General features: G+C 42.4%; 27 protein-coding genes and 3 tRNA genes. 7 read left to right on the forward strand and 23 right to left on the reverse strand.

Annotated elements, in window-relative coordinates; genetic code table 11:
• The 9 genes from INE92_RS06755 to INE92_RS06795 form a co-directional block, all read right to left on the reverse strand.
• On the reverse strand, positions 1–237 hold the full coding sequence (locus INE92_RS06755) for a hypothetical protein (RefSeq protein WP_004326987.1): 237 nt from the start codon (positions 235–237) through the stop codon (positions 1–3).
• The gene (locus INE92_RS06760; protein WP_004325648.1) at positions 234–911 is read right to left on the reverse strand and encodes a hypothetical protein; all 678 of its coding nucleotides are present in this window, start codon (positions 909–911) and stop codon (positions 234–236) included. Before INE92_RS06760 ends, INE92_RS06755 begins: the two co-directional genes overlap by 4 nt.
• A gap of 2 nt (positions 912–913) precedes the next feature.
• On the reverse strand, positions 914–1,312 hold the full coding sequence (locus INE92_RS06765; protein ID WP_005932412.1) for a hypothetical protein: 399 nt from the start codon (positions 1,310–1,312) through the stop codon (positions 914–916).
• Positions 1,309–2,178, reverse strand: a complete 870-nt coding sequence (locus tag INE92_RS06770) for an ATP-binding protein (protein ID WP_004326989.1) — start codon at positions 2,176–2,178, stop codon at positions 1,309–1,311. The genes INE92_RS06765 and INE92_RS06770 overlap by 4 nt, the downstream gene beginning before the upstream one ends.
• Positions 2,179–2,213: 35 nt before the next feature.
• Positions 2,214–4,253 (reverse strand): hypothetical protein, encoded by a 2,040-nt coding sequence (locus tag INE92_RS06775; protein ID WP_004327299.1) that lies wholly within the window; start codon positions 4,251–4,253, stop codon positions 2,214–2,216.
• A gap of 15 nt (positions 4,254–4,268) precedes the next feature.
• Complete coding sequence (locus INE92_RS06780; RefSeq protein WP_005932418.1) at positions 4,269–4,490, reverse strand: hypothetical protein; 222 nt, start codon at positions 4,488–4,490, stop codon at positions 4,269–4,271.
• Positions 4,480–4,680 carry a hypothetical protein gene (locus tag INE92_RS06785; RefSeq protein ID WP_004327297.1) on the reverse strand — a complete coding sequence of 67 codons (201 nt, stop codon included), beginning with the start codon at positions 4,678–4,680 and terminating at the stop codon, positions 4,480–4,482. Before INE92_RS06785 ends, INE92_RS06780 begins: the two co-directional genes overlap by 11 nt.
• Positions 4,681–4,706: 26 nt before the next feature.
• Positions 4,707–4,789: transfer RNA gene (locus INE92_RS06790), tRNA-OTHER, on the reverse strand.
• Between the two features lie 10 nt (positions 4,790–4,799).
• Positions 4,800–4,991: a hypothetical protein gene (locus tag INE92_RS06795; protein WP_004327296.1), complete on the reverse strand. Its 192-nt coding sequence runs from the start codon at positions 4,989–4,991 to the stop codon at positions 4,800–4,802.
• A 135-nt stretch (positions 4,992–5,126) separates the two neighbouring features.
• Here INE92_RS06795 and INE92_RS06800 point away from each other — a divergent pair, with 135 nt between their 5' ends.
• Positions 5,127–5,546 carry a helix-turn-helix domain-containing protein gene (locus INE92_RS06800; protein ID WP_004327295.1) on the forward strand — a complete coding sequence of 140 codons (420 nt, stop codon included), beginning with the start codon at positions 5,127–5,129 and terminating at the stop codon, positions 5,544–5,546.
• Positions 5,547–5,945: 399 nt separating this feature from the next.
• Here the strand turns inward: INE92_RS06800 and INE92_RS06805 are convergent, their stop codons facing one another.
• The 6 genes from INE92_RS06805 to INE92_RS06830 form a co-directional block, all read right to left on the reverse strand.
• Entirely contained in the window at positions 5,946–6,158 is a 213-nt protein-coding gene (locus INE92_RS06805; protein ID WP_004327294.1) for a hypothetical protein, read from the reverse strand.
• 394 nt (positions 6,159–6,552) lie between these two features.
• The gene (locus INE92_RS06810; protein WP_233476933.1) at positions 6,553–6,822 is read right to left on the reverse strand and encodes an HXXEE domain-containing protein; all 270 of its coding nucleotides are present in this window, start codon (positions 6,820–6,822) and stop codon (positions 6,553–6,555) included.
• A 72-nt stretch (positions 6,823–6,894) separates the two neighbouring features.
• Positions 6,895–6,967 (reverse strand) — tRNA-Lys (locus INE92_RS06815).
• A 32-nt stretch (positions 6,968–6,999) separates the two neighbouring features.
• Positions 7,000–7,072, reverse strand: a tRNA-Lys gene (locus INE92_RS06820).
• An 89-nt stretch (positions 7,073–7,161) separates the two neighbouring features.
• Entirely contained in the window at positions 7,162–7,965 is an 804-nt protein-coding gene (locus INE92_RS06825) for an MBL fold metallo-hydrolase (RefSeq protein WP_008640170.1), read from the reverse strand.
• A gap of 82 nt (positions 7,966–8,047) precedes the next feature.
• Positions 8,048–9,436 carry a peptide MFS transporter gene (locus INE92_RS06830; protein WP_134993564.1) on the reverse strand — a complete coding sequence of 463 codons (1,389 nt, stop codon included), beginning with the start codon at positions 9,434–9,436 and terminating at the stop codon, positions 8,048–8,050.
• Between the two features lie 96 nt (positions 9,437–9,532).
• Here INE92_RS06830 and INE92_RS06835 point away from each other — a divergent pair, with 96 nt between their 5' ends.
• Positions 9,533–9,955 (forward strand): BT0820 family HAD-type phosphatase, encoded by a 423-nt coding sequence (locus tag INE92_RS06835; protein WP_004316432.1) that lies wholly within the window; start codon positions 9,533–9,535, stop codon positions 9,953–9,955.
• Between the two features lie 124 nt (positions 9,956–10,079).
• Here INE92_RS06835 and INE92_RS06840 read toward each other — a convergent pair whose 3' ends face one another.
• Positions 10,080–10,328 carry a DUF6965 family protein gene (locus INE92_RS06840; RefSeq protein ID WP_015531160.1) on the reverse strand — a complete coding sequence of 83 codons (249 nt, stop codon included), beginning with the start codon at positions 10,326–10,328 and terminating at the stop codon, positions 10,080–10,082.
• A gap of 161 nt (positions 10,329–10,489) precedes the next feature.
• Here INE92_RS06840 and INE92_RS06845 point away from each other — a divergent pair, with 161 nt between their 5' ends.
• From INE92_RS06845 to INE92_RS06855, 3 genes are all read left to right on the forward strand, one after another.
• Positions 10,490–10,939 carry a DoxX family protein gene (locus tag INE92_RS06845; protein ID WP_004316430.1) on the forward strand — a complete coding sequence of 150 codons (450 nt, stop codon included), beginning with the start codon at positions 10,490–10,492 and terminating at the stop codon, positions 10,937–10,939.
• A gap of 93 nt (positions 10,940–11,032) precedes the next feature.
• Complete coding sequence (locus INE92_RS06850) at positions 11,033–11,584, forward strand: DUF3332 domain-containing protein (RefSeq protein ID WP_015531161.1); 552 nt, start codon at positions 11,033–11,035, stop codon at positions 11,582–11,584.
• 93 nt (positions 11,585–11,677) lie between these two features.
• Entirely contained in the window at positions 11,678–12,130 is a 453-nt protein-coding gene (locus tag INE92_RS06855; protein WP_074558551.1) for a hypothetical protein, read from the forward strand.
• Here the strand turns inward: INE92_RS06855 and tamL are convergent.
• Positions 12,084–14,393, reverse strand: coding sequence for a translocation and assembly module lipoprotein TamL (gene tamL / locus INE92_RS06860; RefSeq protein WP_015531163.1), 2,310 nt, complete (start codon positions 14,391–14,393; stop codon positions 12,084–12,086). The two genes, INE92_RS06855 and tamL, sit on opposite strands and share 47 nt — an antisense overlap.
• A gap of 142 nt (positions 14,394–14,535) precedes the next feature.
• Here tamL and INE92_RS06865 point away from each other — a divergent pair, with 142 nt between their 5' ends.
• Complete coding sequence (locus tag INE92_RS06865) at positions 14,536–15,300, forward strand: TrmH family RNA methyltransferase (protein ID WP_008776990.1); 765 nt, start codon at positions 14,536–14,538, stop codon at positions 15,298–15,300.
• Here INE92_RS06865 and INE92_RS06870 read toward each other — a convergent pair.
• From INE92_RS06870 to ileS, 5 genes are all read right to left on the reverse strand, one after another.
• Complete coding sequence (locus INE92_RS06870; protein ID WP_004303301.1) at positions 15,251–15,637, reverse strand: hypothetical protein; 387 nt, start codon at positions 15,635–15,637, stop codon at positions 15,251–15,253. The two genes, INE92_RS06865 and INE92_RS06870, sit on opposite strands and share 50 nt — an antisense overlap.
• A gap of 5 nt (positions 15,638–15,642) precedes the next feature.
• Positions 15,643–16,719: a DUF4296 domain-containing protein gene (locus INE92_RS06875; protein ID WP_008640156.1), complete on the reverse strand. Its 1,077-nt coding sequence runs from the start codon at positions 16,717–16,719 to the stop codon at positions 15,643–15,645.
• Positions 16,709–17,365, reverse strand: a complete 657-nt coding sequence (locus tag INE92_RS06880) for a lipoprotein signal peptidase (RefSeq protein WP_004295884.1) — start codon at positions 17,363–17,365, stop codon at positions 16,709–16,711. The genes INE92_RS06875 and INE92_RS06880 overlap by 11 nt, the downstream gene beginning before the upstream one ends.
• Before the next feature lie 97 nt (positions 17,366–17,462).
• Entirely contained in the window at positions 17,463–17,843 is a 381-nt protein-coding gene (locus INE92_RS06885; protein WP_004295883.1) for a TraR/DksA family transcriptional regulator, read from the reverse strand.
• Positions 17,844–17,878: 35 nt separating this feature from the next.
• Entirely contained in the window at positions 17,879–21,367 is a 3,489-nt protein-coding gene (gene ileS / locus INE92_RS06890; RefSeq protein WP_004311814.1) for an isoleucine--tRNA ligase, read from the reverse strand.
• A gap of 210 nt (positions 21,368–21,577) precedes the next feature.
• Here ileS and INE92_RS06895 point away from each other — a divergent pair, with 210 nt between their 5' ends.
• The gene (locus INE92_RS06895; protein ID WP_212701999.1) at positions 21,578–22,627 is read left to right on the forward strand and encodes a DUF2776 domain-containing protein; all 1,050 of its coding nucleotides are present in this window, start codon (positions 21,578–21,580) and stop codon (positions 22,625–22,627) included.
• Positions 22,628–22,703: 76 nt separating this feature from the next.
• On the opposite strand, the gene INE92_RS06900 is transcribed toward INE92_RS06895, so the two are convergent.
• Positions 22,704–24,242 (reverse strand): carbon-nitrogen hydrolase family protein, encoded by a 1,539-nt coding sequence (locus INE92_RS06900; protein ID WP_004316417.1) that lies wholly within the window; start codon positions 24,240–24,242, stop codon positions 22,704–22,706.
• Positions 24,243–24,348: the final 106 nt, after the last annotated feature.

Genomic DNA, 24,348 nt, shown 5'->3' on the forward strand with positions numbered 1-24,348 from the left:
TCACTTGCTTGAAGGTTTCCAGTCCACTGTTATAATCGCATCCAGCTCACCGCTGCCGCCACACACCGGGCAGGATACATGCACGTCCTCGCGGCTGCCCTCTTCCGTTCCCCAGAACCAGCCGTTGCCCTTGCAGTAACCACACTTGTGGCCGGTACTGACGAAGTTCTCACGGTTAGGCCCCTTACACATATAGGCGGGAGGACAAATCTCCAGCTGTTTCTTTATCCTGCTCATGCCTGGCCTCCTTTCTGTTTCGGTCCCGCCACATTCCAATAGTCATAGGCGCCCTTCTCCCAGATTGTGTATTCACCAGTGGCCCCCTGATAACGTCCCTTACTGAAGGCGACGTAGCCCTCTACCCATATCTTCAGGTCGGCATCATACATCACGCTCGTGGCCGCATCACCTTTAGGATTCTTGCCACGGGCATGGCTGATGAAAACAAACAGCTTGTCCGGAAACTCCTCCTTCAGCTGGATATAGTCACGATACGTCATCTGTGTGTATTGGAAGCTGTCAATGATCACGATGTTGAAACTCTTATGACGCCGGAGCCTGATCTTCAAGGTGGGGATGTCCTCCTTGATGAACGCCAAATGGCGGCTTACCTCGGCCATACCAAAGCGCCGCAGGTTATTCTGGACTGTCAGAGAAGTTCCTTCCTCCAGGGAGTTGAACGCCACACGGTCATACTTGCAAAGTTCCTTGCAGAGCTGCATCACGAAAGAGGTCTTACCGTTACCGCTGTTGCCCCACACGAACCAGCAGCCCCGGACTTCCGGAGTGTCGAAGGCATCCTTCCATTTCCCTTCGAAAGGGAATACGTCATACTTCTTGTTCAGGATGTCCCTGACATTCAAGGCACGTCTCATGCCCGCTTTTTTATTATCCTTTTTCTCTTCTTCCATGGTCAGAACAGTGTTAGTTGTCGGATATTGTCAATTCGGTCAAGTACGGCCTGCCGTGCGGCACCCCGCAGTTTCTCGTGGCAGAGCATCCTGCCGAGTGCCCACAAAAGGGCATTCTCACGGGTGGCAAACTGTCCCCATTTACGTCCCGGGTTGAAACCACCGCCGGAACCGCCCACCTCCATGTGAACGCCGGCAACCCACCAGCCGTCCTGCTGTCCCACAAGGGCGTCCAGGTAGTCGCGACCATTCCGGTAAACGGTCACCGTCTCGTATTCCCTCAAGACTGGGTAATCGCTCCAGGGAGCGGGAAGCTGCTCGCGACCGTCGATCTTTAAGTATTCAAATTTGTTTTCCATATCCTTAAAATTACGTTTGAACGGTATTTGAACGGGGGTCATTCCCCCGTCATGCGTTTCACCTTGTGAATGGACTTCCTCACACGCCGCAAATCAAAGTCACATGTCGAAGCCTCCTTTATCACCTTATCGATGTCTTTCCTGTCAGTCACACCGTTGGCGGAACAGATCGCAAACACGTCGTTCACGTCCGTAGGCTCCAACTCATAAAATTTCCGTCCGATACGGCTGTAGAACTCCTTGTAGCCGGGCTTCTGGTACCGCAAGCCGTTGCTGATGCGCTTGGCAATATAATCGGTACTCAAGAACACGACACCGCATTTCTCCTCCAGCTTGTTGTACAGGCTGATGAAATAGTGGAACACCGGTTCGGTCAGCTTGTCCGCCTCGTCGAACACCAGCAGGGGCGCGTCCATCTGGATGATGTCATCCAATATAAGCCCCCACACCTCACGGATATTATACCCTTCGGTCCGGATTCCGACCGTACGGGCGATCTCGCGGACAAAGTCACCTTTCTTCATGTCCTCAGAGCAGAGGATATAGAAAACCTCCTTATGCTCCTGGAGGTAAACACGGGCGGTGGTACTCTTGCCACAACCGGCCTCGCCGGTCACCCAGGTAACATTGCGCCAGCGCTGCGCATCGGAGAGTACAGCCGTGATCTCCTGGTAAGCACCGGTCTCCACGATCTGCCAGCCGGTAGCGCTTACACCACCGACCTGCGAGGCGACATTACGGAACATCTCGTCGCTGATATTCTCATAACGGCCATTCAGGATATTGCTAACAGTACCTACACTAACCCCCTTCAGGCTGCCAGCAGCCTTCGTCTGGCTCGGGTATTTCGCCACGTAAGCCCGGAGGCTTTCACTGATGGCGTCCTTTTCTTTCATTGTAATTTCCATAATCAATATTTTTTATCTTGTTATAAATCTGTTCCTTATAATTTCCCGACCACCTTGCGGATGCTCACTTCCTTCTTCTCAAAGCTGTCCCATGTCACGTTGCTGATGACTTTCATGTCTCGGCCGATGGAAGGACGGGCCGGCTGGCTGTATTTTCTTGTGCGACGGTCAATCTGGCGTTGCGCCTCCTTTCCGAGACCTTTCAGGTCAGGGGTACGCAGACCGTTCTGTTCCGGTGCGACACCATGTTCGTACTCGATGTCCTTGGCAACGACCTGGCGGTTTATACGCTCGTTGATGACGGCCTCCTGCTGGGCGCGGATGAAACGTTTCTCGGCTTCCGTCTGCTCCTGCTGGGCACGGTGGATCATCAGCGGGAACGAAGCCACACACTCAAAGCGCATCGCTCCGCCCTTATCCTTGTACAGCAGACGTACGCTGCTCATGTCATAAGGATCGTACTGGACATAGAACTTCTTGTAGGTGTTACGTCGGCGCCATTCCAGATCAGGCTCACCGGGGGCGGAGAAAACCTCGTAAGGGTATTTCTTTCCCTGTACCGTGATCTCGATACCGTTGGCGGTGAACAGCGACGGTTTCTCGGTCGTGTACCAGAACATCTCCACCATATCCGACACACTTACCGCATCGGTAGCCTCGTTCACGCTGGTATTGTACATCTCAATCCGGGAGATGCCGGTGGCAGGGTGTTTCATTGAATTCCACTGCTCACGGGCGGCGGCATACTGTTCCTTCAGTTCCTCCAATGTGGGGAGGGAGTCGATGTTCGCGTTGATGAATTCCAAATTCGGACGGCTTGTATCTCTCTTTGCCGTAATATTCTGCCCGGTGAAACCGAAACGTTTCTTCAATACCTGGCTCTGGAAGCGGTAGAAAATGTTCTCAATCGTCTTAGATTCGCCATTATACGGAGCTGTCGGGCGGTGGATACGGCTGATCTTCGAGAAAAGGCCCAGCGCCGCGTTCTTCTTATGACCGCCCTGGTTATCGCACACGATCTCGTAGGGTTTGTGCCGGCTCGTCTGGATAGCCATGCGGAAAGCATGGTACTGGGCGATATAGTCCTCGTTGTCGCTGATGTAATAACCGAGCAGGACTTCACTATAGGCATCCACCACCTCGTACACGCTTGTAGTGCACTTGTTTCCGTTCTCGTCACGATAGTAGAGGTTCAGCTTCGTGCCGTCGCCATACCAGAGGCTGTCACGACGGCCCGGAAGGATGGTCCGGTGCTTGCGGTCATAACGCTGGTGTGCCTTCATTTCCCCATAAACGGCATCGTACCACAGAGGTTCGACACGCGGGCTGTTGAACCATTCGCGGAGGCTGCGGGGACTCTTCAGGGGCTTCCAGCCACGTTCCGGAGCGACACGGTTGTACTCCTCGAAGATCTCCATGTCAGTATAAACCGGAACGCGGCTGCGTTTCAATGCTACAAGGTAACGCCCGCCGTCCTCCTCGATCTTCAGCGTGTTGCTGTTGCCGTATTTACCGCTCACAAGCACACCGTAGTTGTCGGGACGGAACTTGTTTATCAGGGCTTTCAAACGCCCCACACTGCCCGGAAGACTGTGCCCGTACACCGGACGCCATTCCTCACTCGTGACAAGCAGAAGTTCCCAAAGGTTACGGCGGAAACCGGTCAGCTTGTTATTGGATGAACTCAAGCGTTTGAACTCTTCCATCAACGCGTTCAGCACCGAAGCGTTCCAGGTGTATTCCTTCTTCACATCCTCGGGAAGAGCGACCATCTCACCGTTCTTGTCGTAACGGTAATCCTCGAAAAAGTTCTCGGCCTTCTCGTCTTTCTTCACTATGTTACGGATCATTTCCTGTCTCATTTGTTTCTCGGGTTCGCCATGACGCTCAACCCAACGTTTCTTGTATTTCTCGGGAAGGGAGGAATAGGCATACAGAGCCGGATTATTTTCACCACCGCCACGGGAAACGACATCCAGTTTTTCTCGGGACAGCTGGCTATTCAAAGTGCCTTTGGGCATTATATCCAGCAACTCTTTGTAAGTTACACACAATATATTATCAAAGTATTCCATCTCCCAGCTTGATTATCAATCCTCTAAATCATTCAAAGGGACATGCTTCTTCAGCAGCCGCACGGAGATCCCGAAATTCAACACTACGAGAAGTTCCAGCAGCGGATTAATAAAAAAAATAGAGAGCAGGATCCCGAAACTCATACAGAAGTAAAGCACGCAAAAGCGCTGTTTTCGTTTCAGACGAGCAAACCAGTGCAGCTGGTCGCTGAACAATGTCATCAAATCATTTTTCATGGCTACTTGTATTTTGAGGATTACCACCTACTTTGGATCCACCGCGCTCAATGGCGAGCTTACGAATGGAACGGGCCAGTTTGCTGTTCTTACGGAAGGCAAGCGCATGACTCACCATCACGTTTGTACAGCCCATCAGTTCGGCAATTTTATTCACCTCACCGTATTCTACAACTATTCGTTCTTTCATACTATCTAATATTTAAATTATCGTAGTGGGCAGTCGCGGATTCGAACCGCGGACCATAACCTCTCCATTATAGGAGTTTAGTTTGTTCTACCAGCTGAACTAACTGCCCGAGAAAATTATTAAAGCTCCTTTATCGCATCCTCCGGAACACATATTACAGTCCAAACCTGACCATTTTTCATATAATCGATATTATATTCCCGCACGAACGTACAAATGTTATAATCCCAGTCACGAACTATACCATCAATGATCTCACCATTTCTCTTGGTGATTCTCACACTTTGTCCCTTTTTAAATTTTACTTCCATTTTGCTTCTTTTTAAATTCTCATTGTTACCTCAAGCCTTTTTTGTAGCTTTGGGGCGTGTTTAAACTTTAATCACGTGGCAAATATAGTCTAAGTTTCTTAGACAACAAAGTATTAATCCAAATAATTTAGATTTATGAGCGTTTTTTCTAAGAATCTTAGATATCTAAGGGAGAGTAGGGGACTTAAATTAGATGAATTTGAGTTTCTGGGCATCAAAAAAGGTACAATGTCAAACTATGAACTGGGTAATACAGAACCTAAATTGAGTTTGTTATGTGAAATATCTAAGTTTTTTAGAATATCAATCGACGACTTTCTTTTAAAAGATATAGAAGCCGAAAAAATTACACCAGTAGTAACGGAAACAGCTCCTCCAGAAACAGCTAACAATAATTTTAGGGAGCTTCTGGATGTTTTAAGGGAAAAAGACTCCACCATTCGAGAAATGGCAGAGGAAATAGGGATGCTCAAACAGACAATTACACAACTTAAACAGGACAAGTCGGGGCGTGTTTCGGATGCAAGCGATTCTACGGTTGCCAATGCCATCTAAAACGTGTTTTATGGGGAAAGGGAGGTAAAAACAGTTAAATCACTATTTTACAGCAGAATATATAAAAATACAGGGGAGTAAATAAATATTATCTATATACAATTTACCCCCTACAATATTATAAAAACCGATGAATACCAAATAAAAAAAAGATATTTCCCCGTTTTATTAGAACAAAATAGGCACAAAAATGAATAACCAAATGAATAAGCAATCAAAACATTTCGTTTTTGTAATAGCTTAAATGAATAACCAAATGAATAAGCAAGTGAATAACCTTTCCACTTTTTAAGACGTTCAAAGCGTTCAAACGGATAAATACAGCCTTCCATCATAGTTTGACACTTATAAGGGCAAAAAAAGCCGCTTTTGCGGCTTTTAATTGCGTTCTAAGGCATTTTATCCCTTTCTGGTACATGTTATCAAGCGAGACTGAATAATCATTGCACGTTTCGTGTATTTGGCAATGTCATCAACCAGTCCAGCATGTAAAAGACTACTCTTAGTGATTCCGACCTGTTTCTCCGTCAGAGTTTCAAAAATGGCCGATATACTACCAAAGTAGATGTTCTTTTTCTCAAAAATCAAATGTACATGGATAACTTTACTCATGATATATAGTATTTATTTCACTGCAAATATACCAAATATCAGCTATATGGAATAATTTTAATAAATAAAAATAGGAGAGAAGCGAAGCGCTCCCCTACTCCACTTGCATAAATTACACCATTTGGTTATCTTTGTATATGGAAGTATGGCCTGGGCAAAGCATCGGAGTGAAATAATACCATACTGCCTGAATTCTCCCCTACTCCACTCCTAATGTAAAGAGATTCATTTGAACGGCGTTCAAACAAGGTTCAAATGTAAGCTCGATGTAAAGCGATGTAAACGCTTCGTTTTTCCACCCAGCTCACTCCTACCCCGTTCTAACGCTTTGAAAACCAAAGCAATCAGATATTTTCAGACCGACCGAACTTTGACACGCATCGTTTCTCCCCCCTTACAAACCAAAAGCAATCAAACAACAATACCAAGCCGTCAAATCATTCATGCAGATTGACATAACCGTACAGGCTGATATAATTATAAACTCTTCCAATACCGTCAAGGCAAAAACCGGCGCATTACTCAAAGAATCTACTTTATCTTTCATAAAAGGGAAGCGCATGTACAACATAGCCTTGTTCTTATCCAACCATGTCGGAAGCATTATTATCTCTTCAAATTCATGAATCATGAATACTATGGGCAATAAATATAGGTATTCCATCGTTTTTATTCCTTATTATCATTCAAGTATTGATATACAAAAAAAGAGGCAACCTTAGTTACCTCTTTTTAGTACACCCTCAGGGACTCGAACCCTGGACCCATTGATTAAGAGTCAATTGCTCTACCAGCTGAGCTAAGAGTGCAACATATTATTTTTATTGCAACCTTGAATTTGTACACCCTCAGGGATTCGAACCCTGGACCCACTGATTAAGAGTCAGTTGCTCTACCAACTGAGCTAAGAGTGCTTAATTCCTCGTTTGCGGTTGCAAAAGTAGGTCTTTTATTTTATTTGACCAAACAATCATGCAGCTTTTTTACTATCTTTTTTTCGTCTTTATTCGAACACATAAAGCTCGGAAGGCGTATTTCGCTTTAAAGCAAGTAGTTGCACATCTTTACCTACAAGAATACCTTTGTTCTTTAATTTCCATTCCACCGTTTTATAAGCTAGCTCCGGATGATTATTGTCTTTACTCAAATGACACAACCAGATATAGCGCAAATGTTCAGAGATATTTTCCGCTAAAAACTCCGCAGTATCAGAGTTACTCATGTGTCCGGTCTTACTTGCAATCCGCTCCTTCAAATATTGAGGATAAGGCCCCATTTTGAGCATTTCCTCATCATAGTTAGCTTCAAGTATCAGATAATGGGCCTTACTGATATAATGGGCAGCTGTAGGAGTAATTTCTCCAAGGTCCGTTAAGAAGGAAAAGACTTTGCCGTCGATTTCAATGCAGTACCCCACATTGTCCGTTCCATCATGCGGCACTTCAAAAGATTCGATATGAAAATCCTCCAAAGTCATCGGCTCTTGCTTTTCCAGGTAACGAACTGACGAACTCAATTTCTCCGTCATACAATAGCTACGATTAATTCCAGCATGAATACGTGCGGTTGTATAAACAGGAATATTCAATTTTTCTCCCAGATTACCCACAGCTTTGATATGGTCAGCATGATCGTGCGTTATAAATACCGCACGAATACTATCCATCAAGATATTATAATCTTTCAGTGTTTTTTTGATAGTACGTATGCCGATTCCGGCATCTATCAGTATTCCATAGGTTTCAGTACCCAGATAATAACAGTTCCCACTACTGCCACTCGCCAGGCTTATAAATTTTACTTTCATGTTTTATCCTCTTTATTAAAATGCAAAATGCCGTCAACTTTTACAGCAAAGTGACGGCAAATATACATAAAAAAGAATAGAATTACCGAGAAGATTCCTTCTTTTTGTCGATGGATTCGGTGATTTTCGCAAATAATAGTAGCGCTACAGCGGCAATCAGACCAATAGCAGCAAAGTAATACCATATATAATGGGCATTTGCGCTAGCTGCCTCCCATGCCGCCCGTGTCTCGAACAAAGCAGGATCCGGACAGTATTTGGTAAGCAAAATTCCCGCCAGACCAAAACCAAAGATGGAAGAAAGAAAGGAATGTAAATGACTGAATCCTAAATACATTCCTTCTTCGCCTTTAGGAGCCTGCAAAGAGAAATACTCCAGATAACGCGGCGAAATAAAACATTCGGCAAGTGCTTGTACCACTATACCTGCAATCATCATCAGGGTAATATTGCTCATGCCTGTAATAAGATCATTTCCCAGCAAGTTTCCATATGCCATCAGCAACGCCGAAAAAGGAATCAAAAACATTCCCACATTCATCGAAGTAATCGCACTGCGTTTTGCCATCAAACGTGTGATAAAGCTAACGCAACAAACCACCACAAAAGGATTCACATTAGCAATCCAGCCCGGTTTCGCCGTCTCGCCGGCCAATCGGATCACATATTTAGGCATAGTGGCGTAAAGTTGCTGTTGCACCATCCAGAACCCTGTAACAATCAGAATAAGAATCAATAAACGCCAGTTGGTGATGATTCGCATAAATCCTTGCCCAATCTCACGGAGACTTTTTCCTTCACCAGCCGTGTGCGTTGATTTATAAAGGAGAATAACAGCAAGCAAAGCAATAATTGTCATCGCACCGGAGAAATAATTAATATAGATATATGCCTGCTCACCAATGACATTACGCAAAGGATCGATAATTGTTTTACCGGTAAAAGCACCTACATTTACCATCATATAAAAGATGGAATAACCACGCGCACGCGTTGCCTCCGTTGTTTCTTTGGCCACAGATGCAGAAATGATGGACTTAATAAATGATCCTCCCACCATAAGTACAAACAAGACCGGCACAATGATCCACCGGGTATAGCTATCGGGCAAACCATTAAATTGAGTAGTGACGCCGTAACTAACCAGGCCGGCAGCTTCCAGCAAAGTAGGAAATACTCCCAATCCTAAATATCCAATGGATAATAAGGAAAATGCTATAATCATTGACTTCCGGAAACCGATCTTATCAGCATAAGCACCGGAAAAAATAGGAAGCAGATATAACCCGCCGGAAAAAAGCCCGGAAATCATACTTGCTTCAAAATCATTAAAACCTAAAATGGAAGATAGATAAATAGTGAGAACGATGAAAACGGCATAATATGCCATACGCTCAAACAGTTCGACTGTGTTGCTGACCCAAAATGCTCTCGTAAAGCCTTTAGCAGCACGCTGAGGGGAATTGTTCATGTATTTATTAATTTATTAAAATGTTAATTTGAGACAAAGATACGTTTTTTTGGCTTACTGTCCGTATCTTTGTTCAAAATTAGGTAATTAAAAACTATGATTATAGCTGTTGATTTTGACGGAACGATTGTAGAGCATCGTTATCCACGCATTGGTGAAGAAATTCCATTCGCTGTTGACACATTGAAGTTATTGCAACAAGAAAAGCATCGTTTAATACTATGGAGTGTGCGTGAAGGGGCACTTTTGGACGAAGCTGTCGAATGGTGCAAAGCCAGAGGTTTAGAATTTTATGCCGTTAATAAGGATTATCCTGAAGAGCAAAAAGGCCATCAGGGATTTTCACGAAAGTTGAAAGCTGACATGTTCATTGACGACCGGAACTTAGGCGGTTTGCCGGATTGGGGAGTCATTTATGCAATGATTAAAGAGAAAAAGACATTTGCAGATGTCTATGGCCAAAACGGAGAAGAGGAAAAGACGCCATCAAAAAAGAAAAAAAGATGGCTGCCTTTCTAATAAATAGATAAATAGCAAGCCGACAGATATACAAAAAATAGATGATGCACTCTTATCCGACATGATTAAGAGTGCATTTCTATATGATGAAATAACTTATCTCCCAACATGGAACGGCCATTTACTACGATTCTTTGTTTTCCCACTTTTCCCTGAACTCCCATAATTGCTCAATAGTAGGATAAAAAGTCGGATTTTCCCAGTTTTTGGAAATCATAGCAATCAACGATTCCAAATACGATTTACCATCAATAATTGTAGTACATTGATTGACCTGATATCTTTCAGTTGGATAATTCTTTGTTTCGATCATCTTTTTTGCCCAGTTCAATAACTCCTGAACAGCTTCATTGTCATAAGTATGTTGCGCCATATCTTTAGAATTTTCCACAAAGATACAAAGTTTATTTATTCATAAACAAGGAATAACCGAAGAACTGGCAGAGATTCTACAAGTTGTGCTATCAGCAAAGAACAATTTCAATATTTTTTATGTTTATATAAATAAAGATAAACTTAAAAATAGAACGACTTATGATTTATGATTTCTTATTCCCCACAAAATCGAATACAACAAAAGTGTCTTTGTTGCTATTGGCTGTCCGGATCATATTCGGCATATTATTAATGAACCACGGTATCCAAAAATGGAGTAGTTTCCAAGAGTTGTCAACTGTATTTCCTGATCCGCTTGGAATAGGAAGTCCCCTGTCTCTCGGATTAGCTATTTTTGGTGAACTTGTGTGTTCAATGGCATTTATTGTAGGCTTCTTGTATCGCTTAGCCATGATCCCGATGATTTTCACGATGATAGTAGCTTTCTTTGTAGTTCACGCAAATGACGTATTTGCTGTTAAAGAACTAGCTTTCATTTATTTAGTGGTATTCATATTGATGTATATTGCCGGTCCGGGTAAATTTTCAATAGACCATATCATAGGAAACGAATTGTCAAGACGAAAATCAAGAGCATACAAAAATTAAAAATAATCCCCCTGATTAATTAAAAAATATTATATTTGCATACTTGTATGAGAGAAATTATCAATATTTTTTATTAATCAAAAATGTTTTAACATGAAAAGAGGGAAACTGACTTTAGTCGCAGTAGTGCTTAGCGGTAGCTTATTATTCAGTTCTTGTGTAGGATCATTCAGTTTATTCAACCGCCTGTCTTCTTGGAATCAATCAGTTGGAAACAAGTTTGTAAACGAACTCGTATTCCTTGCTTTCAACATTGTTCCGGTTTATGGCGTAGCTTACCTAGCTGACGCTTTAGTTATCAATTCTATCGAATTCTGGAGTGGTTCCAACCCGATGGCTAATGTAGGTGACGTAAAGAAAGTAAAAGGAGAGAACGGCAACTACATGGTGAAAACTCTTGAGAATGGATATTCTATTACTAAAGAAGGCGAAACTGCTTCAATGGATTTGATCTACAACAAAGAAGCTAACACATGGAATGTTGTTGCAAACGGTGAAAGCGCTGAATTAGTAAAAATGAACAATGATGGCACTGCTGATTTGTTCTTGCCAAATGGCGAAAAGATGAATGTAACGCTGGATGCTCAAGGCATGCTGGCAGCACGCCAGGCTACAATGAGCAATTTTATGTTTGCCGCCCGCTAAAAATAAAAACAAATACGAAGGAGATGAAACATCATATAGGAGTTTCATCTCCTTTTTCAATCTTATCTTCTTCTATCAAGAATCTTTTGTACTATGAATAAACTATATACACTTATCTATTCTGTTCTAATCTTCACCTGTCTATCTTGTCAGCAACAAACTCCTCAAACTCAAATAGAACAGACAGCCATCGATTTCTGTGAAGCCTTTTATAATTTCAATTATACGGTCGCCAAAGAATGGAGCACGCCTTCTTCTCAATCTTATCTTAGTTTCTTAGCATCTAATGTCGGGCAAACCCATCTGGAGCAACTTAAGACACGAGGCGCTGCAAAAGTTTCTGTTATTTCAAGTGAGATAGATGCTAATTTAGAAGAAGCGTCGGTTGTCTGCCAAATCAAAAATGCATTCGTCATTCATCCCATCGGAGGAAAAATGGAATACGTAAGTTCCCTGCAAGATACGCTCGAATTAGTAAGAGTAAATAATAAATGGCTGATTAGAAAGGATATCCCACAGCAAAATGGAAAGCAAAGTCACGACTGAATTTAGGATGAATGATGGGGAAATGCTCTTTCCTCGTTTCATAGGCAGGATTGACAGCTTTCATACCTCCGTCAAAACGCAAAATAAAGAAATCCAAATCCAGGCGGAGACCTAATCCGTAGGCCACTGCTATTTGCTTATAAAACCTATCAAACTTGAAAACCCCTCCCGGTTGATTGGCATAACTCCGGATGGTCCAGATATTACCAGCATCAATAAATACCGCCCCCTGAAACTTCCAGAATAACTTGCTTCGGTATTCAATACTGGCATCCAGTTTAATATCTCCGGATTGATCGAGCAAATTCCCATTTCCTGCAAAAGAGCCCGGTCCCAAATCGCGAACACTCCATCCGCGGACACTATTGGCTCCACCAGAGAAATATTGTTTCTCAAACGGAATAGTCTTCGCATTTCCATAAGGTACAGCTATTCCCACACCAGCATGAAACGCAAAAGAGTTACGATAATCGATTCTGATATTCTTAGCAAAATCAAACTCCCCTTTCAGATATTGAGCATAAGGAATTCCCAGAATAGCGTATTCACCATTACTGTTCTTCCGAATGTTTGCAGCCTTTGACAGAGCATACATTACATTTCCCGCCGATTCGAAATTAAAACGGATGGAGTATGAATTAGAAGCAATCGTATTATTGATAATCGATCCTCCCACGCTATTATAATTATAGCTATATCCCATATTTATAATCAGTCGATCCTGATAATTATACTGGAATATATGGTTCTGTCCTTTATTTATATAGTCTTCTTTAAACCTTTCAGAGATACGGGGCAAATAAAGGAAAGCAATATTTATCAAATCAATACGGTGTTGTATCTTCTGACGTTGTGTCCACTTGTAACTCCAGTTAGCAGAAGCCATCGTACGCAAGAACTCCGGTCGCAACTGATAATTATACTGTAAACCAAACTCTGTTGTAGCCCTGATTTTCCGTTTAAAATCAGAGGAAATGAAAGGGAACAGAAAATTAGGGAAGTTGATACTCGTTTCCACCCCGTACTCTGTATAGTTATTATTCGAATAACCTGCCTGAAGTCCGGAAATGACTTCATACGCTCCACGGAATTTTATCATAAAAGTTTCCGATCCGCGAAAAAGGTTCCTGTTTTGAAAAGAGGCGGAAGCAGCCGCTCCCAAGTCACCGGCAGAATTAGTTCCCTCTACCTCGAAAGCCACTGATTTATGTTTGCTCTTGGTCAGCATCACATAGCAATCGAGCATCGTTGAATCTCCTATTTGAGTCTCAATAAAACGGATATTCGTATATTTCAATGCCGATAAACGTCCAAAACTGGAATAGGTCTGCTGCACATCGCGCTCATTATACAGATCACCGGAAGCAAACCGAAGGTTATCCGTAAGAACTTTAGGACGCAAATAGAGTTTATCCTTATAGTAAATCGGATATCCCTTATAATGTACCGAATCATTGATGTCCACACTGCTCATTGCCGAGGACTGCAAAACATCATAATCCGTAATAAAATTAATCTTATTGATCCAATATTGCCGATGTGCTCTTGCAGAATCATTCGCATGAGCTTTATACATCTGCAAATGTTGAGTCAGATCTACATTATAAGTATTACGAACGGTATCGGCAGTATATCCGATATAATCCTTATTAAACTTATAGTAACCATTCCGAAGTAACTTATTCGTGATACGTTGCCTGTCCGCATCCAATACATTCACATCAAAATACATTCCTTCCTTCAGCAAACTTCTGGCAGAATCCTGTTTGAGAAGCGCAGCTATTTTAGGATCATAAATATCATATTTGATAGATTGAACAACGTATGGCTTGCCTGCCGTTACGTCATAATATACTTTGATCTTTTTCTTTTTTACTTTGGTCGAACGTTTCACTGTTGCCGCCATATATCCCATATTATGCACAGCCTTAGTGATTTCTTCTTCAGAACGTTGCGCTTCGTCCTCGCTATATATTACGGGAGCATCCCCTATTCTTCTCAAGAACTTATTCCCCCATTTGGTCGAATCACGCCCCGACAGATTGTATACATAAAGTTGGGTCTTTATCAGACTGAACCACTTGGCATTAGGATTTTGGCGAACATACATGCGCAAGGAAGAAGGCCGTATATTTTTTTGGTCCGTACGAATTTTGACTTCATCCAGCAAATAAGATCCATCCGGCACAAACTTAGTGGTAGTACACGAAGCAAGTGACAAGACAGCAGCAGAAGCAAGCAAATAAAGAAAATTTCTCCTCATACGGTTTTACATCGATAGCATGAAAAATGCGCTTACAAAGATAAATTATATTTTCTGACGGGGAAAATAATTTAAGAAAAAGAGAGGAAAGTAAGGATAGATTGGAAATATCTTTATAGCTTTGCAAAAGAATATCAAATCTATGGCATCATTAAGTAAAAACAAAATAAAGTTTATCCACTCGCTGGAACTGAAGAAAATACGTAAAGAAGAGCGGGTATTTCTGGCTGAAGGTCCTAAATTGGTAGGCGATTTACTCGGACATTTTCCCTGTCGTTTTTTAGCTGCCACTCCCTCCTGGTTTCAGGAGCATCCGGGTATTGACGCAAGTGAACTGGTAGAAGTTTCACAGGAAGATCTTTCACGGGCCAGTTTATTGAAAACTCCCCAACAGGTACTTGCCATTTTCGAACAACCACAATATACTTTGGATCCGGAGGCAGTTCGTTCATCACTTTGCCTTGCATTGGACGATGTACAAGATCCCGGAAATCTGGGTACCATTATCCGTTTGGCCGACTGGTTTGGCATCGAACATATTATCTGCTCGCAGAATACGGTAGATGTATATAACCCTAAGACCATACAAGCCACTATGGGTGGAATTGCCCGGGTGAAAGTACATTATACTTCCCTCCCCGATTTTATCCGGTCGCTCGGAGATACTCCTGTGTTCGGTACGTTCCTGGATGGAAAAAACATGTATGAACAACCATTGTCGGCCAATGGCTTGATCGTAATGGGAAATGAAGGGAATGGCATAGGGAAAGAGGTAGCCACATTAATCAACCGAAAATTATATATCCCCAATTACCCGGCAGGCCAAGAGACATCCGAGTCTCTGAATGTAGCCATTGCTACCGCAGTAATCTGTGCCGAGTTCCGTCGACAGGCTGCATGGAAGTAAAATCAAAAGGATAAAACAAATAAGGAAATAAAGCTTCCCCCTTCTTTTCTGCTTCCTGCAGATACTCATTAAAACATTGGGAAGATTGATTCGAAACACTGGGAAGATTGATTTGAAACACTGGGATGTTTTTTAAAATCATCCCAGTGTTTTTTATTTCTTCCATCTGACTTTCAGAAAGCAGCACAATCACTCCCGGCATCCATTCAACCGACTCAATCTCTTCGGTCAATGGGAACACACCTCGGACAACTCCTTCGTCAGTGATCTCCACTACCTGCTGCTTCATATATCCGACGGCAGGTATCAGCAAATAATGAGAAGCAAAGCGTTTCATTACAATCAGTTGTTTGAACGTCTTTGTTGTTGCTTCCTGCGTTGATTCATCTGGCGTTCTTTTCTTTGCTCTATCCGTTCCTTTTGGATATGCTGTTCCACCTGAATCTGCTCCGGCTTCTTCTCACGATGAGTTCCCGTACGACGACGGTTCATCTCTTCCGGTGTCAGACGCTGAATGTCATCTTTATTCTTGTCTATGACCTTATGTAAAGAGTCGGCATTTTCTTTAGTAGCTATCTTCTTCAAAGAATCCGCTTTCAATGCTTCTATCTTATTCAAAGAATCGCGTACGGCAAATGCGAGCGTATCCGTACAATGATAACGAGTCATCATGAAGCGGTCGGCCAATACTGCCCCGCCTTTTTCCTGGCTATCCATCGGATAATAAATGAAACCTTTTATTTCTTTCATCGAACCTAATGTGTCTGCAAACAAACGAATTTGTTGCACACCCGGTTCAGTCACCGTTTTCCAATGATTGATCGTATCTTTTTCATAAATCACCTGCATAGCCATAGTGACACCTCTTAAAGAGTCGGCAAGCATCGGTTCCAGAAAACGATACCGCACTTCCCATACCAGTGTATCCCGGTCTTTGTAGTTAGAGTCGGTCGGCAAAGTAAATACATATTGATTATCCATCATTTCACCGGTCAGACGTACCATACGCTGCCACGGCCAGACATCGATGCTATCACCCTGCTTGGTCATTTTCGGTTTCTTATCACGCTTGGCTATCAGGTCGCCAACAAGTTCCTGTTCGTCTTTCAAGCGTTTTTTCACCTTATCATAAATTTTCGATAAAATCTCTGTGTTACGGGTATACCAAACCATGGATGAGTCAAATGCAGCTTGTGTAGTCCCGTATTTCTTGAAAACGGCGTCGATATACAATGCTTTCTTATAGTTCTCACTATAAGGCAAATTATCTCCCATAGACTTTGCCACATGATAATCATACAGCAAATTCTCCATCTTCGATTCCGAGATTACATCACTGGGTCTTTTCACTTTACACCCGGCTACCGCAAACACGAACATGCAGATGAGACACAGATGAAACCGAAATTTATTTTTCATGATCCGTAGCTTCCTTTTTATCTTTATCCAGTGAATGATAAGACTCATTCAAATATTTACTATAAAAGAGTAACAAGGCAATGATACCGCAACTGATAGCGGCATCCGCAAAATTAAAGATCGGACTAAAGAATATAAAATGCTCTCCACCCACAAACGGCATCCATGTAGGCCAGTTTGTATCTATAATCGGAAAGTAAAACATATCCACCACTTTTCCGTAAAACCAGGTAGAATATCCACCACCTTCGGGCATGAAACTGGCAATCTGCGAATGAGTGCTTTCATTGAAAATAACTCCATAGAACACACTATCTATGATGTTTCCCAAAGCACCGGTCAGAATAAGAGCCACACAGACGATATAACCTGTTTTAAAACCTTTCTTTATGATTTTATAGAGATACCACCCTATCAATGCTACCGCAACAATGCGGAATGTTGTCAGGAATAACTTGCCGAAGATTTCCATACCGAAAGCCATCCCGTTGTTTTCGGTGAAATAGATATAAAACCAATCGGTCACACGTATACTTTCATGCCAGTACATGTGAGTTTTAATCCAGACCTTGATGATCTGGTCAATAATCAATACGGAAAAGATAACGAGAAGGGCAATTCTCCCCTTCGTGAATAGTTTCTTCATGTGTTTATTATAAGTTAAACATAACGAGCTACAAGTGCCGTGCGTAAACTTTGCGCAGCTACTTGTAGCTCGTTACCTGTAGCCTACTTGCTATCTGTTATTTTTTACCACTGTTCTTTGCTTCAATGCTTAATGTAGCATGAGGAACAGCACGCAGACGCTCTGCCGGAATCAACTTTCCGGTTTCACGGCAAATGCCGTACGTTTTATTCTCAATACGTACCAAAGCAGCTTGTAATCCTTGGATAAACTTCAGCTGACGTTGTGCCAGTCGGGTCGTTTCTTCCTTGGAGAGCGTATTAGCTCCTTCTTCCAATACTTTATACGTAGGAGATGTATCGTCGGTATCATTACCGTCCAGTCCCATCAAACTTTTCTTCAACTGTTCATAGTCACGTTGTGCCAATTCCAGTTTCTCCATAATAATGGCACGGAATTCCTCGAGTTCCGCATCCGAATATCTAGTCTTTTCTGCCATAACTTTACAATTTTAAAAGGTTAATCAATATAGTATTAGTCTTTTATCACGTTCACAAACAATGAGAAGTCGTCAAACTCCAGCATTGTTCCGTCTTTCACTTCATCTACAAGTTCAAGAGATGTGCCTAAAACCTGGTTACAAATATAAGTATTATATTCATTTACCGCATCATCTGTTTGCGTATTTTTCGAGATTGTTATTTTTATTTTGTCTGTAATCTCGAAGCCGCTTGACTTACGTATATTCTGAATACGGTTCACCAGTTCACGGGCAATACCCTCGCGACGCAGTTCTTCGGTAATGGTCACTTCAAGCGCTACTGTCAGTTTGCCTTCATTGGCAACCAACCATCCCGGAATATCTTCACTAAAGATCTCGACATCTGATGCTTCAATAACAGCTTCCGCACCATCCAGGTTTAATGTATACTTTCCGTTTTTCTCCAATTCACCGATGGCTTCCTGTGACATTTCTGCAACAGCAGCAGCTACTGCTTTCATTTGCTTGCCAAATTTCGGTCCCAGTTTCTTAAAGTCACATTTCACTTTTTTCACCAATACACCGGCTGCACCATCAACGAATCTGACTTCTTTTACATTCACTTCATTCATAATCAGGTTCTTCACAGCTTCGATATGAGCTTTCTGCTCTTCATCTACCACCGGAACCATGATACACTGTAGCGGTTGGCGTACCTTGATATTCACCTTGCGGCGCAATGCCAACACCATAGATGTAACATCCTGTGCCATTTGCATGCGGGCTTCCAGTTCCTTGTCTATCATTTCTTCCTGATATTTCGGGAATTCGGCAAGATGGACAGAAACTACATTGTCGCGTCCTGTTGCTGTAATCAAGTCAGTATACAACCGGTCTGCATAGAACGGAGATACAGGAGCCATCAGTTTGGCAACTGTTTCGAGACAAGTGTACAATGTCTGATAAGCAGACAATTTATCCTGTGTAAATTCACCACCCCAGAAACGTTTACGATTCAGGCGAACATACCAGTTGGACAAATTATCATTCACAAAATCAGAAATCAAACGTCCTGCCTTTGTCGGTTCATATTCATTATAGCATGTATCTACCTCCTTTATTAATGTATTCAATACAGATAAGATCCAGCGGTCGATCTCCGGACGTTCTGCCATCGGTACATCCGCTTCTTTATACTCAAATCCGTCTACATTCGCATAAAGCGCAAAGAATGAATACGTATTATATAAGGTACCGAAGAATTTACGGCGAACCTCTTCCACTCCTTCAACGTCAAATTTCAGGTTATCCCACGGAGAAGAATTGGTAATCATGTACCAACGCAACGGGTCGGAACCATACTTTTCAATCGTAGTAAACGGATCGACAGCGTTATTCAAACGCTTGGACATCTTGTTACCGTTCTTATCGAGTACCAAACCGTTAGAGATAACAGCTTTGTAGGACACGCTGTCAAATACCATGGTAGCGATAGCATGCAAGGTAAAGAACCAACCACGAGTCTGGTCTACTCCTTCCGCGATAAAGTCAGCCGGATATACCTGACGGTTATCCAACAGTTCTTTATTTTCGAACGGATAATGGATCTGTGCGTATGGCATAGCACCCGAATCGAACCATACATCAATCAAGTCTGATTCACGCTTCATCGGTTTGCCGTCTTTCGATACCAATATGACGTCGTCTACATAAGGACGGTGAAGATCAATCTTATCATAATTTTCTTCCGAATATTGACCCGGCACAAAACCTTTATCCTTGTATGGATTGGATTTCATAAATCCGGCAGCTACCGATTTCTCGATTTCATTATAAAGTTCTTCTACAGATTCGATGCATATCTCATCCGTATTATCTTCTGTACGCCAGATAGGTAATGGAGTACCCCAATAACGAGAACGGCTAAGATTCCAGTCATTCAGATTTTCCAGCCACTTGCCAAAACGGCCGGTTCCGGTAGATTCCGGTTTCCAGTTGATGGTTTTATTCAATTCCATCATTCGCTCCTTGCAAGCGGTAGAACGGATAAACCAGCTATCCAACGGATAATAAAGTACCGGTTTGTCTGTACGCCAGCAGTGCGGATAGTTGTGGACATGCTTTTCTATCTTGAAAGCCTTGTTGTCTGCTTTCATCATCATGGCAATGACAATATCCAAAGATTCGGCAGCTTGCGCGGCTTTCTCATCGTATTTGCCATCCACCATAAATTGAGGATCATAAGCATTTTTCACCCATGCACCCTGATATTCTTTGTATTTATCTACATCAACACATTCTTTTACGAAATTCTCATCCAGCTCATTCAACAGATAGAATTTACCAGTTAAATCCACCATCGGACGAGTTTCGCCTTTCTTATTAATCATGAAAAGTGACGGGATTCCTGCAGCACGTGCCACATTCGCATCGTCTGCACCAAATGTAGGTGCAATGTGAACGATACCTGTACCATCTTCTGTAGTAACATAATCACCCGGTATCACACGGAAAGCCTTATCACTAGGCTTCCAGTTGCCATCTTCGGATACCTCAACCGGTTTCACCCAAGGGATCAACTGCTCATATTCCATACCGACAAGATCCGTGCCTTTGTATTCGGCAATCACTTTAAACGGTACAAGTTTATCTCCGGCTTTGTAGTCCTCCAATTTCAGATCAGCAGCTTTTGCATTGAAATGTACATTCAATAAAGCTTTTGCCAGAACAACCGTGATAGGTTCTCCGGTATAAGCGTTGTAAGACTGTACAGCCACATAGTCAATCTTCGGTCCCACACAAAGAGCCGTATTTGAAGGCAATGTCCATGGAGTAGTTGTCCAGGCGATAAAATAAGGAGTTCCCCATTCCGTCATTTCCGGTTTAGGATTCTTCATTTTAAATTGGGCAACGGCCGTTGTATCTTTTACATCCCGATAACAGCCCGGTTGATTCAACTCATGTGAACTCAATCCTGTTCCTGCAGCCGGTGAATACGGTTGGATCGTATATCCTTTATACAACAATCCTTTTTTATGCAGTTGCTTCAATAGCCACCATAATGTCTCAATATAGCGATTGTCATACGTGATATAAGGGTGCTTCATATCCACCCAATATCCCATCCGATGAGTCAGGTCTTCCCACTCCTTGGTATATTTCATCACGTCTTTCCGACAAGCCGCATTGTAGTCGGCAACAGAGATTTTCTTACCAATATCTTCTTTTGTGATACCTAATGCCTTTTCTACACTTAGTTCCACAGGCAGTCCGTGCGTATCCCATCCGGCTTTACGCTTCACCTGATAACCCTTCATCGTTTTGTAGCGACAGAAAATGTCCTTAATGGTACGAGCCATTACATGGTGAATACCCGGCATACCATTAGCCGAGGGAGGTCCTTCGAAAAACACGAACGAAGGACAGCCATCACGTTCTGTCATACTCTTGGCGAAAACCTGGTTCTCGTCCCATTTCTTCAGCACATCTTTGTTCACCTGCGAAAGGTCAAACTGCGAATATTCAGTAAATCTCTTACCCATAGCTGTCTACGATTTTACTATTTACAATTTACAATTTGAGGGGTATCCCCATTTTTAAGGGTGCAAATTTACAAAAACATTTGTTTAGTTGAGCAAAAAGCTAAGACTTTTAATCGGATTCGTGTGAAGTTAACGATTATAAACTGCCTACAGCCTAAACAAAACAGGTATCTCCTTGTTTTAGTGGGAAACCTAAAAGCACTTTAACTTATGAATTACGGTATTAGCATTTTATTCAGAGCAATCCCTTTGGCGATGGCTATTTTTTGCTTCGGATACGGAGCGTTCATTTATGGTTATGGAGATGACGGGAGTCGTGTTGTGGCCGGTCCTGTTGTGTTTTCACTCGGTATGATATACATTGCACTGTTTTGCACGGCTGCCACTATCATCCGGCAAATCATACATACTTATAATAAATCGGCCAAATACATTTTGCCGGTTATAGGCTATCTGGCAGCCATCATTACTATTATTGGAGGCATCTGCATTTTCAGTAATGCCACTTCCACCTCTGCATTTGTTGCAGGACACGTTATCACCGGCGTTGGATTTATTACCACTTGTGTAGCTACCGCCGCCACCTCTTCTACCCGATTCTCTTTAATTCCGAGGAATTCAAAAGCGACAAGTAATGAAGTTCCGGAAGGAGCTTTTTCCCTTAATCAGAGACGGGCATTGGTCATTGTTGCCATCATCGTTTCGCTGATCGCATGGATATGGGCATTTGTATTATTAGGCAACAGTCATTCTCATCCTGCTTATTTTGTGGCGGGGCATGTAATGGTCGGTCTGGCATGTATTTGTACCAGTTTGATTGCACTGGTAGCTACCATAGCACGCCAGATACGTAATGATTATTCAGAAAAAGAACGGAATAAATGGCCGAAACTGGTTTTATTAATGGGATCTATCTCTTTTGTATGGGGATTATTCGTGATTTTGGCGGATTCCGGAAGTGCAAACGGTACCACCGGATATATTATGCTCGGGTTGGGGTTAGTATGTTACAGTATTTCCAGCAAAGTAATCCTGCTGGCTAAGATATGGAGGCAAGAGTTCAAATTAGCCAACCGTATTCCTATGATTCCGGTATTTACGGCATTGGCTTGTCTGTTCCTGGCGGCTTTTGTATTCGAGCTTGCTACTATACATGCTGATTATTTCATTCCGGCACGTGTTTTGGTAGGTCTCGGAGCTATTTGCTTTACGCTGTTTTCTATCGTTAGTATATTGGAGAGTGGCACGTCTTCCAAATAAAAAAGTATTCTATAAAAAGGGCGTCACTATATGCCCCGGATAGTGACGCTATCCGGACAGCATAGCGTCACTCTTTTTATTTCTTGTATCTCACCTCATACAGGTCATTCCTGCGGTCTTTCAAGTTGCGTACACTACCATAAGTATGCAGTTCGTTCAGCAAATCCAGATCAACATCCGATACCAAAATCATTTCGGTGTTAGGAGTTGCCTCCGCCCTCTTTCCGTCCGTTGGAAAAGCAAAGTCGCATGGGGTAAATACCCCCGATTGGGCATATTGAATATCCATATTGTGCACACGGGGAAGATTTCCTACACTTCCGGCAATGACTACAAAACATTCATTCTCGATGGCACGTGCCTGCGCACAAACACGAACACGGGAATAGGCATTCTGGGTATCTGTCAGGAAAGGAACAAATAATATCTGCATTCCCTGATCTGCCATCAGGCGGGAAAGTTCGGGGAACTCGACATCATAACAGATCAAAACTCCAATCTTTGCACAGTCCGTGTCAAAAGTATTCAGAAGTTTACCACCATTAAGTCCCCAACTTTTTATTTCATCGGGAGTGACGTGTAATTTCTCATACATTTCGTAGGTTCCATCCCGTCGGCAAAGGAAACCTACATTATAAAGCAATCCGTCCTCTTTTACGTATGGCATACTTCCGGTTATAATGTTGATATTATAGCTAATAGCCAGATTCATAAACCGTTCCCGAATTTCATCCGTATACTTTGCCAATCCGCGAATAGCCTGCGATTCTCCTTTATCGTTATACTTCGACATCAAAGGAGCATTGAAATATTCCGGGAAAAGAACAAAATCACTTTTATAATCAGAGACTGCATCCACAAAGAATTCTACTTGTTCGAACAGGTCATCCAACGTTTTATAACTACGCATCTGCCATTGCACCAGTCCTACACGAACCGTAGTTTTGGGACTGATATATTCTTGTGTAGGTGGCTGATAATAAATATTATCCCACTGCAACAAACAAGCATAATGTTTTGATTCTTCATCATTTGGCAGATAATTAGTCATTACCTTACGAACGTGAAAGTCATTCGACAACTGGAAAGTAAGTACCGGATCATAAATCTCGCGTTGACGTACCCGTTCGATATATTCTTTCGGACGCATTTTGTCAGCATATTTATGATAATTCGGGATACGTCCGCCAAACATGATTGCTTTCAGATTCAATGTTTCGCAAAGCTCCTTACGATATTCATACATACGACGTGCGAGACGCAAACCACGATAGCCCGGGTGGATGAATACTTCAATGCCATACAGGATATTTCCTTTAGAGCTATGTGTATTGAATGTTTCCTTACCCGTAACCTGTGCATACGTATGGTCGTTCTTTACTTTATCATAATCAACAATAATGGAAAGAGCACAACCAACTATTTTATCGTCAACGACTGTGACGATCTGACCCTCCGGAAAGATTTTAATCAACTTCTGAATCTGCTCACGAGTCCAAAACACATCGCTACCGTCAGAATAAACACGGGTAAACGATTGGGATAGTTGTACATAATCTTCTATTTGCAGATTGCGTATCTGCACTTTATTAATTTTTATCGGATGTTGTTCCATAACAATACGTGTTTTATAAAAGATAGTGCAAAGGTATAGTTAATCCTTTAATTGTGTTTTGAAACCAAGAAAAATTAATAATAGTATTTTATGTAAATTGAGTTAT

The organism is Bacteroides xylanisolvens, from assembly GCF_018289135.1.
Taxonomy (GTDB): domain Bacteria; phylum Bacteroidota; class Bacteroidia; order Bacteroidales; family Bacteroidaceae; genus Bacteroides; species Bacteroides xylanisolvens.

Excerpts from the sequence above, each read along its gene's own strand:
- INE92_RS06755 (WP_004326987.1), bottom strand. The coding sequence starts at position 237 with ATGAGCAGGATAAAGAAACAGCTGGAGATTTGTCCTCCCGCCTATATG.
- INE92_RS06760 (WP_004325648.1), bottom strand. The coding sequence starts at position 911 with ATGGAAGAAGAGAAAAAGGATAATAAAAAAGCGGGCATGAGACGTGCC.
- INE92_RS06765 (WP_005932412.1), bottom strand. The coding sequence starts at position 1,312 with ATGACCCCCGTTCAAATACCGTTCAAACGTAATTTTAAGGATATGGAA.
- INE92_RS06770 (WP_004326989.1), bottom strand. The coding sequence starts at position 2,178 with ATGGAAATTACAATGAAAGAAAAGGACGCCATCAGTGAAAGCCTCCGG.
- INE92_RS06775 (WP_004327299.1), bottom strand. The coding sequence starts at position 4,253 with ATGGAATACTTTGATAATATATTGTGTGTAACTTACAAAGAGTTGCTG.
- INE92_RS06780 (WP_005932418.1), bottom strand. The coding sequence starts at position 4,490 with ATGAAAAATGATTTGATGACATTGTTCAGCGACCAGCTGCACTGGTTT.
- INE92_RS06785 (WP_004327297.1), bottom strand. The coding sequence starts at position 4,680 with ATGAAAGAACGAATAGTTGTAGAATACGGTGAGGTGAATAAAATTGCC.
- INE92_RS06795 (WP_004327296.1), bottom strand. The coding sequence starts at position 4,991 with ATGGAAGTAAAATTTAAAAAGGGACAAAGTGTGAGAATCACCAAGAGA.
- INE92_RS06800 (WP_004327295.1), top strand. The coding sequence starts at position 5,127 with ATGAGCGTTTTTTCTAAGAATCTTAGATATCTAAGGGAGAGTAGGGGA.
- INE92_RS06805 (WP_004327294.1), bottom strand. The coding sequence starts at position 6,158 with ATGAGTAAAGTTATCCATGTACATTTGATTTTTGAGAAAAAGAACATC.
- INE92_RS06810 (WP_233476933.1), bottom strand. The coding sequence starts at position 6,822 with ATGGAATACCTATATTTATTGCCCATAGTATTCATGATTCATGAATTT.
- INE92_RS06825 (WP_008640170.1), bottom strand. The coding sequence starts at position 7,965 with ATGAAAGTAAAATTTATAAGCCTGGCGAGTGGCAGTAGTGGGAACTGT.
- INE92_RS06830 (WP_134993564.1), bottom strand. The coding sequence starts at position 9,436 with ATGAACAATTCCCCTCAGCGTGCTGCTAAAGGCTTTACGAGAGCATTT.
- INE92_RS06835 (WP_004316432.1), top strand. The coding sequence starts at position 9,533 with ATGATTATAGCTGTTGATTTTGACGGAACGATTGTAGAGCATCGTTAT.
- INE92_RS06840 (WP_015531160.1), bottom strand. The coding sequence starts at position 10,328 with ATGGCGCAACATACTTATGACAATGAAGCTGTTCAGGAGTTATTGAAC.
- INE92_RS06845 (WP_004316430.1), top strand. The coding sequence starts at position 10,490 with ATGATTTATGATTTCTTATTCCCCACAAAATCGAATACAACAAAAGTG.
- INE92_RS06850 (WP_015531161.1), top strand. The coding sequence starts at position 11,033 with ATGAAAAGAGGGAAACTGACTTTAGTCGCAGTAGTGCTTAGCGGTAGC.
- INE92_RS06855 (WP_074558551.1), top strand. The coding sequence starts at position 11,678 with ATGAATAAACTATATACACTTATCTATTCTGTTCTAATCTTCACCTGT.
- tamL (WP_015531163.1), bottom strand. The coding sequence starts at position 14,393 with ATGAGGAGAAATTTTCTTTATTTGCTTGCTTCTGCTGCTGTCTTGTCA.
- INE92_RS06865 (WP_008776990.1), top strand. The coding sequence starts at position 14,536 with ATGGCATCATTAAGTAAAAACAAAATAAAGTTTATCCACTCGCTGGAA.
- INE92_RS06870 (WP_004303301.1), bottom strand. The coding sequence starts at position 15,637 with ATGAAACGCTTTGCTTCTCATTATTTGCTGATACCTGCCGTCGGATAT.
- INE92_RS06875 (WP_008640156.1), bottom strand. The coding sequence starts at position 16,719 with ATGAAAAATAAATTTCGGTTTCATCTGTGTCTCATCTGCATGTTCGTG.
- INE92_RS06880 (WP_004295884.1), bottom strand. The coding sequence starts at position 17,365 with ATGAAGAAACTATTCACGAAGGGGAGAATTGCCCTTCTCGTTATCTTT.
- INE92_RS06885 (WP_004295883.1), bottom strand. The coding sequence starts at position 17,843 with ATGGCAGAAAAGACTAGATATTCGGATGCGGAACTCGAGGAATTCCGT.
- ileS (WP_004311814.1), bottom strand. The coding sequence starts at position 21,367 with ATGGGTAAGAGATTTACTGAATATTCGCAGTTTGACCTTTCGCAGGTG.
- INE92_RS06895 (WP_212701999.1), top strand. The coding sequence starts at position 21,578 with ATGAATTACGGTATTAGCATTTTATTCAGAGCAATCCCTTTGGCGATG.
- INE92_RS06900 (WP_004316417.1), bottom strand. The coding sequence starts at position 24,242 with ATGGAACAACATCCGATAAAAATTAATAAAGTGCAGATACGCAATCTG.